7 protein-coding genes are annotated in these 10400 nt (G+C 58.7%); 4 read left to right on the top strand and 3 right to left on the bottom strand.

Annotation, left to right across the window (positions count from 1 at the left end; translation table 11 throughout):
• Window positions 1-658: 658 nt before the first annotated feature.
• Window positions 659-2692, bottom strand: a complete 2034-nt coding sequence (locus D8U60_RS04335) for an Ig-like domain-containing protein (RefSeq protein ID WP_130899546.1) — start codon at window positions 2690-2692, stop codon at window positions 659-661.
• 829 nt (window positions 2693-3521) lie between these two features.
• Between D8U60_RS04335 and D8U60_RS04325 the strand changes: the two genes are divergently transcribed.
• Window positions 3522-4040 carry a GNAT family N-acetyltransferase gene (locus D8U60_RS04325; protein WP_130899545.1) on the top strand — a complete coding sequence of 173 codons (519 nt, stop codon included), beginning with the start codon at window positions 3522-3524 and terminating at the stop codon, window positions 4038-4040.
• Window position 4041: 1 nt separating this feature from the next.
• On the opposite strand, the gene D8U60_RS04320 is transcribed toward D8U60_RS04325, so the two are convergent.
• On the bottom strand, window positions 4042-4734 hold the full coding sequence (locus D8U60_RS04320; protein WP_130899544.1) for an aspartate/glutamate racemase family protein: 693 nt from the start codon (window positions 4732-4734) through the stop codon (window positions 4042-4044).
• Between the two features lie 197 nt (window positions 4735-4931).
• Between D8U60_RS04320 and D8U60_RS04315 the strand changes: the two genes are divergently transcribed.
• Entirely contained in the window at window positions 4932-5423 is a 492-nt protein-coding gene (locus D8U60_RS04315; protein ID WP_130899543.1) for a hypothetical protein, read from the top strand.
• A gap of 233 nt (window positions 5424-5656) precedes the next feature.
• Complete coding sequence (locus D8U60_RS04305) at window positions 5657-6631, top strand: hypothetical protein (RefSeq protein ID WP_130899542.1); 975 nt, start codon at window positions 5657-5659, stop codon at window positions 6629-6631.
• Window positions 6632-6904: 273 nt separating this feature from the next.
• Here the strand turns inward: D8U60_RS04305 and D8U60_RS04295 are convergent, their stop codons facing one another.
• Window positions 6905-9271 (bottom strand): tetratricopeptide repeat protein, encoded by a 2367-nt coding sequence (locus D8U60_RS04295; RefSeq protein ID WP_130899541.1) that lies wholly within the window; start codon window positions 9269-9271, stop codon window positions 6905-6907.
• A 211-nt stretch (window positions 9272-9482) separates the two neighbouring features.
• Between D8U60_RS04295 and D8U60_RS04290 the strand changes: the two genes are divergently transcribed.
• Window positions 9483-10160, top strand: coding sequence for a DUF3313 domain-containing protein (locus D8U60_RS04290; RefSeq protein WP_016774611.1), 678 nt, complete (start codon window positions 9483-9485; stop codon window positions 10158-10160).
• The last annotated feature ends 240 nt before the right edge of the window (window positions 10161-10400 follow it).

The raw sequence follows: 10400 nt of genomic DNA, 5'->3' as shown, positions 1-10400 counted from the left end.
CGTAGGGGGAGGTGGGGTCGGTTTCGGGTGGGTTGGGTGTTGGTTTGATCATGGTGAAGCTCCTAGAGTCGACGGAGCTGCCAACTTTCGCTGCGATACGAAATGGTTGGTGGCAGCTATACGCGGGTCGCAGACCGGGACTCTAGAACCGGCAGACCCGAAGGTCTCCCACGTACAGCCGCCATAAAAACAGCGGGTGTTGTGCGTCCAGAGATCGACGGGCTGCGAGACCCGATCGCTGATTCGTCAGCGACCGCACCACAATAGAATCCGCCCCCTAAGCGCACAAGCCGGCGGATTCTGGCGTAGCTGTAGGCAATGGCGCAAGAATTTGTAGCCTGGAAGGCGTGTCAGCGAGTTTCTTTTAAACGCCATCGTTTAAATCAAAGAATTGCGCCAAACCTGGTGGGCCTTTCGCGATCAGAAGAAAAGCCTCGATCACGCCCTGCTGTTTAAACCGCTCGTCAAATAAATCGTCGCCTTTGTGCTCTCGCCAGCCCAGACACCACACTCGTAACTGAACAAACCGTATCGATAGTGGGAGCGAGTCTTCAGTCTTGATACCCACTCGGGCGACTAATGCGGTGGGCTCGCTAGAAACTTTGCCCTGCCAGTCAATTTGTGGGAAATCCAGCTTGTGTTTTACTCTTTGTAAAGTTCAAGTGGGTACAAACGCGATTGCTCGTGTCGACACTGACGGTGATCCGTTCGAATAAGAAAATGTACCGTCGGAATTAATCCCTATCCAAGTACCGAGATAAGGCGTAGGGGGATCTTGAGCCACAACGCAGCATTGTCCTCTTGGAAGAAAGACGGAGATTCCCTCGAAAAAGTCTTGATATACATTGGTGAAATTGGCCGATAGTGTTTGCTGATACGAATTACTAGGCAAGCGAACACCGCGTTGGCTGCGCACCCATAGTTGTGCATCTTTATCCCCTTGCACGTTGCCAGGATAAGTTGCAGCACCTCTGATCACTCGAAAAACATTTCTTACATCCACCACAAACGACACTGTCGATCCAGACTGATCGCAGACACGGACTGTTGTCTGTCCGTTTTTCAACCCGGTTACTTTTCCGACCGAATTAACTGAAGCCACTGCTAGATCATCCGACTGGAAAGTGTAAGGTGGCGTACCTCCGGTGGGCTGTCGAGTCTGAACATTGCCAGGGACTTCCCTGCTACCCCAGCCATAATTTTGAAGTAGCTTCTCCGCATGCAAGTGCATCGGCGAATCATCAATGACCAATTCCGGCGCGGCCTTGATGGTGTAAACCCGATCCGGAAATTTCACTGCGTTCGTTTCGATATTGCTCTTGTCCAGCGCCACCAGGTATTTAAGCGTCAGCGTCGTGCCATGCCCCAATTGAACGAGATAACTGTTCGCCAGCGTCTGTGGCCAGAATCCCTGGTTGATCCAAGTGCTGTTGACTCTAGCTGGCAACCCAGCCCAGAGAGTCAAGTCATGTGCAGTGCCGTCAGCCTTCTTACCCTCCAGCCGCAGCCAGCAGGGCTGTTCGGCTTCAATCAAGGTATGCAGCAGCGCATGAATAGTTGCGTTTTTGGTGTCAAGCGCCGTGACATCGAGAAAATTATTGGCATCGGCCTCGACAATTTTCGGGGCGTTCAAAGCGGTCGCCGGCAGCGGCAGAATGTCCAGCAGCAACACAGCCGACTCCACGGTTTTGCCGTCGCGCTCGATAAAATAACTGACTGAAACCCTTTGGCTCAGGCTGTAGGCGAGCACCGAACGCGGTACCGCAATCTCCAGGCCGGCACTGACCAGCCGAGGCGGGCTTGAGTAGGAGCCTTCAGGGACAGCCGTCGCGCCTTGCCAGTTCACCCACAACGTGTCGGTGGGCAGTAACGAACCCTGCGGTACGAGGACTCTGATTTCCGGGGTGGTCGGACTGAACTGATCGCCGTTCATGCCCCGGACAGTGGGTGCCGGCAGAGAAAGGCGACCAAGGTGAATGTCCACGCGCTTTTCACCTGACATGACGGCATTGCCCAATTGGTCAAATACTTTGAATTCCGCCACAGCATTCGGGTTGTCACCGGCGCGCTGGAAGGTATCGGTGAACAGCGTCAGGTTGATCGGGGCCGGCGCTTCGGGCACATCGAATCGCACGGTGGTATCGCCGAGCGCAAACGCTATGGTGTCGAAGCGGCGTCGGTTGGTGTAAGTAAACGCAAATGTCACACCTCGTGCGGCTAGCTCCGGCCCCACGCCTTCACGTACTACATCCGGCGGAATGATCAGATCCAGAGCTTCCGGCAGACGCAAATGGTAGAGGGCTAGCATGTCCCGAGACGATTCATCGTTACCTCCTACGCGCGTGACCTTGTAATACAAGCGGTTGACGCCCTGGTTGAGCCAGCCGTGGGGCAAGTACAAGCGCACCCGCTGTTGTTCTTCGCCCGGGGCAACGGTCTTGCCCGTTACGGGAGTAGGGTTGTCGTTGACGTACAGATCGACGCGGTCATCAGCGGCCATGGTCCAGGAAGCGAGCTGCATTTCCGTCCACGGATCTATCAGACATTCCAGGCCTTGCGTCTGGCCATCATAAAGCGCCTTGGGTATCCCGCCCTGGGCAATGCCTTCCGGCTTCACCGGTGTGACCCAGCCCTGGATGATGACTGGATACAAAACAAACAGCTCGTTGAAAATCGAAGACTGAATATCCATGGAAGCGCTCCCTGAGAATTTTGCCGTGCCGTGCCTTGAATGGGATCCATCTCACTCCAGTTTGAAAAAAAGCACACCTGTCAGATCTGACAGGTACAGGCGGTATTCAGACGAGCGGTCTTGCCGGATCTTGTCCGCGCGGCAGTTGCGGAAGCGAGCCTGCTTGCGAATTTGTCGTAATGTTCGGTTGCAATGCTGACTGCTCCGACGCTTTCGCGAGCAGGCTCGCTCCCACAGGAATCTTCATTGCTTACGCGTTGATCGTTCCCACGCTCCGCGTGGGAATGCAGCCCGGGACGCTCTGCGTCCCCCCAGAGCTGGAACGCGGAGCGTCCCTTGAGGCATTCCCACGCAGAGCGTGGGAACGATCATCAACTGCACCCGTACCGCATCAACAGTGGGAGCGAGCCTGCTCGCGAAAGCAATCCGCCAGTCGAAGCCACAGTGACTGACAAACCGCTTTCGCGAGCAGGCTCGCTCCCACAGGAATCTTCATTGCTTACGCGTTGATCGTTCCCACGCTCCGCGTGGGAATGCAGCCCGGGACGCTCTGCGTCCCCCCAGAGCTGGAACGCGGAGCGTCCCTTGAGGCATTCCCACGCAGAGCGTGGGAACGATCATCAAAACCTTCAACGAACGCCACGAATGGTTCCAGCCTTGACCCGCCCCATGTAGCAGTGAGCCTGCTCGCGAAAGCAATCCGCCAGTCGAAACTTCAGTGACTGACCCACCGCATTCGCGAGCAGGCTCGCTCCCACCATTACCTCTCGCCAGATTCCAGATCAGCGGTTTAGAGTGACCAGCCACACGCTGATCACGGACCGATCCCATGTCAGACCCAACCCCCACGATCCATCTCGAACGCTCCAACGAATCCCACCTCGAAGGCATCACTGCGCTTTACAACGACCCCGCCGTTGCGCGGCAGGTGCTGCAGATGCCGTTTCAATCCATCGAGGTATGGCGTCAGCGATTGCAGGCCGACAGCGAGCGCGCGCTGAAACTGGTTGCTCTGCACCAAGGCGTGGTGATCGGCAATCTGGGCCTGGAAGCGTATTCACGCATGCGCCGCGCCCACGCCGGCAGTTTCGGCATGGCAGTCGCGGTAGCCTGGCAGGGCAAAGGCGTGGGATCGATGTTGTTGGCGGCGGCGCTGGACGTTGCCGACAACTGGATGAATCTGCACCGCGTCGAACTCACGGTGTACGCCGACAACGAGGCGGCCATCGGCCTTTACCGCAAGTTCGGTTTCGAGGACGAAGGGCTGTTGCGTGATTACGCGGTGCGCGACGGGCAGTGGGTCGACACCCTGAGCATGGCCCGTCTACGCAATAGCCCGAAACCCTGAGTCAGTCGCCCAGTGCGAACGCCACCGCCGACTGCGCATGCAGCTCGGTGGTGTCGAGCAGGGGCAGGGCGCTGTGTTCGGGTTTGATCAGCAGGCCGATTTCGGTGCAGCCGAGGATGATCGCCTGGGCGCCACGGGCGGTCAGGGATTCGATGAAGCCTTGGTAGATTTCTCGCGATTGTTCGCTGATCACGCCCACGCAGAGTTCGTCGTAGATGATCCGGTGCACCTCTTTGCGCTCGGCATCATCCGGCACCAGTACGGTCAGGCCTTGGGCGATCAGACGCTGCTTGAGGAAGTCCTGCTCCATGGTGAACGCGGTGCCGAGCAACCCGACCGTGCGCGCGTCGATTTCCAGTGCGGCCTGAGCGGCGGGTTCGGCGATGTGCAGGAACGGAATGCTGATGGCGCCTTGGATCTGCTCAGCGACCTTGTGCATGGTGTTGGTACACAGCACCACGCAATCGGCGCCGCCAGCTTCAAGCCTGCGTGCGGCATCCACCAGAATCGCCGCCGCATCGTCCCAGCGCCCGGCATGCTGGGCCTGTTCGACCGGGCCGAAGTCGACGCTGAACATCAGCAACTGCGCCGAACGCAAAGGGCCGAGGCGCTCGCGGACCTGTTGGTTGATCAGGCGATAGTATTCGGCGCTGGACTCCCAGCTCATGCCGCCGATAAGGCCGATGGTGCGCATTGGATTTCCTCAAGCAAATGTCAGTGTCGAGCATTCAGGGCTGCCCGAAGTTACCTTCTGTTCGAGACTCGACGCCAGTACCGACTGACTGTACCGCCGATCTTTCCCGCAACTGTGCATCTGCAAGAACTAAACGTACGCCTCGCCGGGGATCTGCCACTATCACCCTTCGCAGGTCCTTTCCGAGGAACACCGCAATGAACGACGTACAGCAACTGGGCGAGATGCTTCGCCACTATGCCGAGAGCGAAGCGCACAAGAAGCAACTGTTCGCCACCCAGTCGGCCGCTTGGGCGGCTCGGATTGGCGCGCTGTTCGACCAGATCGAGCAATGGCTTGAACCGGTCAAGGCGCCGAATCTGCTGGAGGTGAGTCGCGAGGCGTATGTCGCGTCCGGGCCGAGCGTGCCGGTGGAGACCTCGACGTTCAAGACGGAAAAATTGAGCATCGTGATTGCCGGCAAACCGGTGGAGTTTGTGCCGGATGTGATGGGCAGCGGCGGGCAGATTTCCCTGGCAGTGATGGGGCTGACGGCGGCCCGGTATGGGAGCATTTCGCTGGTTGGCCTGGCGGATGGTGCGTGGCAGTGGCGCAAGACCAATGGTTTGAAGGATCCGGATACGTTTGCGTTTGATGCTAATTTTCTGGCGCAGCAACTGCAAAGCCTGATTCCTCGCGATCGCACCTAGATTGGGACGTAGAGCGTCCCGGGCTGCATTCCCACGCAGAGCGTGGGAACGATCAAACACCGCTATCGCGAGCAGGCTCGCTCCTTGGGGGGGGGGAGGCGAGTACCGGGGAAACCCTTAGGTTCGGTGCCAATCCGGCATTTTCCCTTGGGTCACTGATGGCCTTTTGGTAGAGTCGCCGTCGCCAGCGGGTTTTCGGCTGGACGATGGAACCGAAGAAGGGAGTCTGATCAGTGAGTCCGGGTAAAAAAATCCTCGGTCTCACGGCGTCGCTTTTGCTGCTGACGCTGTGGGCCAGTTACTTTTATGTATTCAAGGAAAACCGCGACGGCCAGCTCGGCGGTGTCGGCGAAAGCACCGCGTGGTGCGGCACGCCACCGACCAGTGAAGCGGCGTTGCTGGGCAAGGATCAACTGACCTTGCGCGTCACCAACAACCTGCGCGGCGAGTTCATGGTCGGCGGTTCGCTGGTGGTTTCCGAACGTACCTTCAACCGCTACGACCTGGGCCGCAACGAACTGCGCCTGCGTCTGGAACCGTTGCAGTGGTCTTTCGGCGTCACGCCGATCTTCCTCGAGCAGATCAAGGTGCAGCCGCTGAGCCGCAACCTCTCGTCGACCAACAAAAGCGCCTTCGCTGAACTCGAACCACGGCCGATCGGCGTGCACGCCCAGACCGCGGCGTTCCCGTTCGACACTTATCGCTACGGCTACAAACCGGTGCTGTATTACCTCAAGGGCAACGAGCGCATCGACTTGCGCTTCAAGAACATCACCACGCTGATGGAGATGTCCAACACCTTCACGCCGATCCAGAAGTACAACCGCGCCGACTACATCAACGAGAAAAACTCGATGATTCGCGACGAGGACTACAAGCCTTACGGCGCGCATGAGTGTGCGTTCAGCGTCGAGCGCAAAGGCTCGTTCAAGGTTGTGGTGCTGTTGCTTCTGCTGGTGCTGTGCCTGCCACTGATGCTGGTGTTTTACCGCGATGAACCGGGGATCGACTTTCTCGCGACGCTGGTGGGGATTGCAGTGGTGCGCACATTGCTGATCGGGCCGGTGGAAGATTTCCAGCTGTACAACATCGACTTTTTGTTTGGTGCGGCGATTTTGCTGGTGGGAACGGTATCGCTGATCAAGGCGATGCGTGCCAATAGCCGGCGGGAGATGGCATTGCGCAGTGGCGAGACGTCTTCGTGGTGATTGTTCGATTCTGGAAGCCAAGATCAAAAGCCCCTCACCCTAACCCTCTCCCGGAGGGAGAGGGGACTGGTTTGGCAGCCCCTCACCCTAACCCTCTCCCGGAGGGAGAGGGGACTGACCGGGGTGTCTTGGGTGATATATCGAAGTGACAGACCGAGTCGATTACGGATTCAAAGCCGATCGCTCAAGTCGGTGCAATCCTTGAATATTCCCCAATCGGTCCCCTCTCCCTTGGGAGAGGGCTAGGGTGAGGGGCCACCGATCTCCAGCCGATCACTTGAGCGCCGGATCCCCCATATTCATTTTCTTCCAGCCCTGCAACAGCACTTGCGCCTTCGGTTCCTGGCCGCTATCGAGGTAGTACTGAATCAGCGACAGCCGCGCATTGCGGTTGGCCGGTTGTACCTTGAGCAAACTTTCCAGAATCGCGCACGCCTCATCAACCTTGCCGCTCTCATGCAGCGCCACCGCCAGTACATAGCCGTATTGCGCATTCTCCGGTTCCAGTTGTGCGGCTTTGCGCAAGTAGGACATGGCGTCGGCGGACTGGCCGGCACGGATCAGCGACAACCCGCGCGTGTGCTGCAACAGCGCCGCATCCGGATGCTGCTTGAGGCTGTCATCCAACAGCTTCTGCGCTTCGGTGGCGCGACCATTCGCTTCCAGCCACTGTGCCAGCGTGACCAGCGCCGGGTAGAAATCCGGGTCACGTTGCAGGGCGCTGCGCAGCAACGGTTCGACCTCGACACTGCGCCCGCTGGCCTGGTACAGCATCGCCAGATTGAGATTGGCCTCGGCACGCTCCAGCAGGCTTTTCTGCACCGCTTCATACTCGCCAATCGCCGCGTTCCAGCTGGCTTGCGCCGCCCCCAGACCATTGTTGCGCGAGGCACCGAGCAGATCCCGCGCGGCGACGATGCGCACGGCTTTCACTGGATCATTGAGCAACGGCGCCAATAACGGCGCACGCTCGGGCGGCGGCAGGAATGCGCTGATCGCCCGCACCGCGCTGTCACGCACCTGTGGCTCTGGATGTTTGAGATCCTGAGTGGCCAGTTTCAGCGCCTGTTCGCTCGGGTACAGCGGCAATTCCGCCAGCAACGTTGCGCGCTGGATCGCCGGCAGGTTGCTGCGCTGCAATTGCTGGTACAGCGCGTCGGCGGCGCCGGGCTGGCCATTGCGGATCAGCCACAGGCTTTCGTCATAGCGTGGCGCCTGCTGAGCCGGGGAGGCGGAGGCGTTCCACAATTTGAACTGCGCGGTGACCTTGTCGCCGGCCTTGCCCTGGTGACAGGTCAGGCAGGCGTCTGGCGTGCCGAGTTTCTGCGCACGCTCCGGGTTGGGAATACTGAAACTGTGGTCATGCCGAAAGTCATTGCCCATGTAGAACTTGCCAGGCATGTGGCAATCGACGCACTGCGAGCCGGGCTGGCCCATGGCGTGGCGGGTGTGTTCGATGGAGTCGTAATTCTTCGCTTGCAGACCCTTGCCGTCGACGCCGGCGACCGAAGTCTTGCCCGCCGTATTGTGGCATTGCAGGCACACGGCGTTGCCCGGTGCCTTCAGTTCGTTGCTGTGCGGGTTATGGCAATTGCTGCAACGCACGCCCTTGTCGAACATCTTGCTTTGCAGGAACGAGCCGTGTTCGAACACTTCGTCCTTGATCTTGCCGTCCAGCGCATAGAGTTCGCGGGTCAGTGCGCTGGGCAGGTAATCGTCCATCAGCCGGTTGCCGACGGTAAAGCCATCGCCCAGCGGCGCGCGGCGGGAATGGCAGCGCGCGCAGGTTTCGATTTCTACCGTGGCGTTCCTGTCCTTGAGATCGACGTCGAAGCCCTTATGGATCAAATCGTCTTTTTTCTGCGCCCACTCCAGGTGATTCGACGCCGGGCCATGACAGGCCTGACAGCCGACTCCGAGGCTGTTCCATTGACTGTTGAAGCTGTTGCTCGCTGCATCGAAATTGCGCTTGAAACCGGTGGTGTGGCATTCGACGCACATGAAATTGGCGTTCTGGCTCGGTTTGCTCCAGTGCAGCGGATTCTTGAAGTTCACGCCCTGGCCGGCGTACAGATGAAACCAGCGATTTTTCTCGGTATCCCACGCCACGCCGAGGGCTTGCAGACGCCCCTGACCCACCTCGATCAGATATTGCTGTAGCGGCGCGATGCCGAAGGTGTACGCCACTTTGAAGTCGGCATTCTTGCCGTCGATGCCGGGCGCATTGACCCAGAATTCATCGCCCTTGCGGGTGAACTTTGTGGTCTCGTTCTCGGCCTTGAAGGTCACGTTGTTGAAGTCGCCGAGGGTGGTTTCGGCGGTCGCTGGCTGCATGGCCAATTGGTGATGCGAGCCTTGCCAGCCCTTGACCTGTTCGCTGTGACAGCCTTGGCATTGCTGCTCATCGACCATGCTGGCCGGTTTGCTTGCCACTGGCGGTTGCGGCTTGGCTGCCGGTGCCACAGGCGTGCTGATCGCTGCGGGTTTGACGGGGGCGGGCGCCGGGCTGAACAGGAACCAGCCAATGCCCGCCACGGCCGCCAGCAGCACACCAATGGTGATTGGAAACAGGTAACGTGAAAAAGAGGAGGGTGATGCGTCAGGTTCAGGTTGCACCGCTTTGTTTTTGTGCTTGGGCATTGCGACTTCCGTAGTCCGGTGCGTTGGCCTTCTGGCGTGCATACATCTGGATGCAGCTTTGCCGCATGCAGCGCGTCTGTCAAATAAGCGCTGTGACTTGCTGCGCAGCGCCGTGTGAATTTTGTAATTTGCAATCGCAATTGCTGCGGTTTTAGCTATACCTGTAACTCCCCCTATGCAAACGATTTGGCCTTCTGACAGGAGTTACAGCATGAAGCTAGCCGTAATGATGGGCACGCTGTGCATCGCCACCCTGGGTGTGGTGGGTTGTTCCAGCAAAACCGTCGAGCCAGACCAGTACTCCGGTTTTCTCAAGGATTACAGTCAACTGAAGGAGACCAAATCACCGTCGGGTGCCGAGGTGATGCGCTGGATGGACCCGAAACTCGACATCAACAAATTCAGCAGCGTCTATGTCGAACCGAGCCAGTTGTATCCGAAGCCGCAAGCGACGGAAAAAATCCCCCAGCAGACCCTCAATGGCATCACCAGTTATTACGATCAGGCGCTCAAGCGTGAGCTGAGCAAGTCGCTGCCGCTGGCCACTGGTCCGGGGCCTGGCGTCATCGTGATCCGGCCGGCGATCACGGCGGTGAGCAGCAAGACCGAGGGCCTGCATGTGTATGAGGTGATTCCAATTGCCTTGGTGGCTGCTGCGGTGAGTACGGCCACCGGTATTCGCGATCAGGAAACCACGTTGGCCACCGAGGCGGTGTTCCTCGACGGCAGCAGTAACAAGGTGGTGGCTCAAGTGGTGCGCAAGGGCACCGGGCAGCCGCTGGAAAATTCCTCGCAGGTGATGAAAGCCACTGATGTCAAAGCGGTGATCGATGGTTGGGCGAGTGACATGCATCAGACGTATCTGAAGCTGAAGTCCGAGGCCAAGTGATGTCGTGAGGCTTGGGGCCTCTTTGTGAGCAGGCTGGCTCCCGCTATTTTGGTGGGGGCTTGTCTGCTGGTTTTTTGGGTACATATCCGTTGCTGCGGGTGTTGCTGATTACGGTTTCGCCCTTACGGCGAGGCACTTTTTCCAGACGCCGAAAAAGTACCCAAAAAGGCTTGCTCCTACGTTCGGCCCTCGCAGGCTCGGGTTCCTTCGCTCCGGGACTGATCCGGGCGCAGCGGCTCC

Origin of the sequence: Pseudomonas sp. Sample_11, from assembly GCF_004307505.1 — a bacterium.
Classification (GTDB): domain Bacteria; phylum Pseudomonadota; class Gammaproteobacteria; order Pseudomonadales; family Pseudomonadaceae; genus Aquipseudomonas; species Aquipseudomonas atacamensis.
This window is presented reverse-complemented; position numbering and strand designations above follow the sequence as displayed.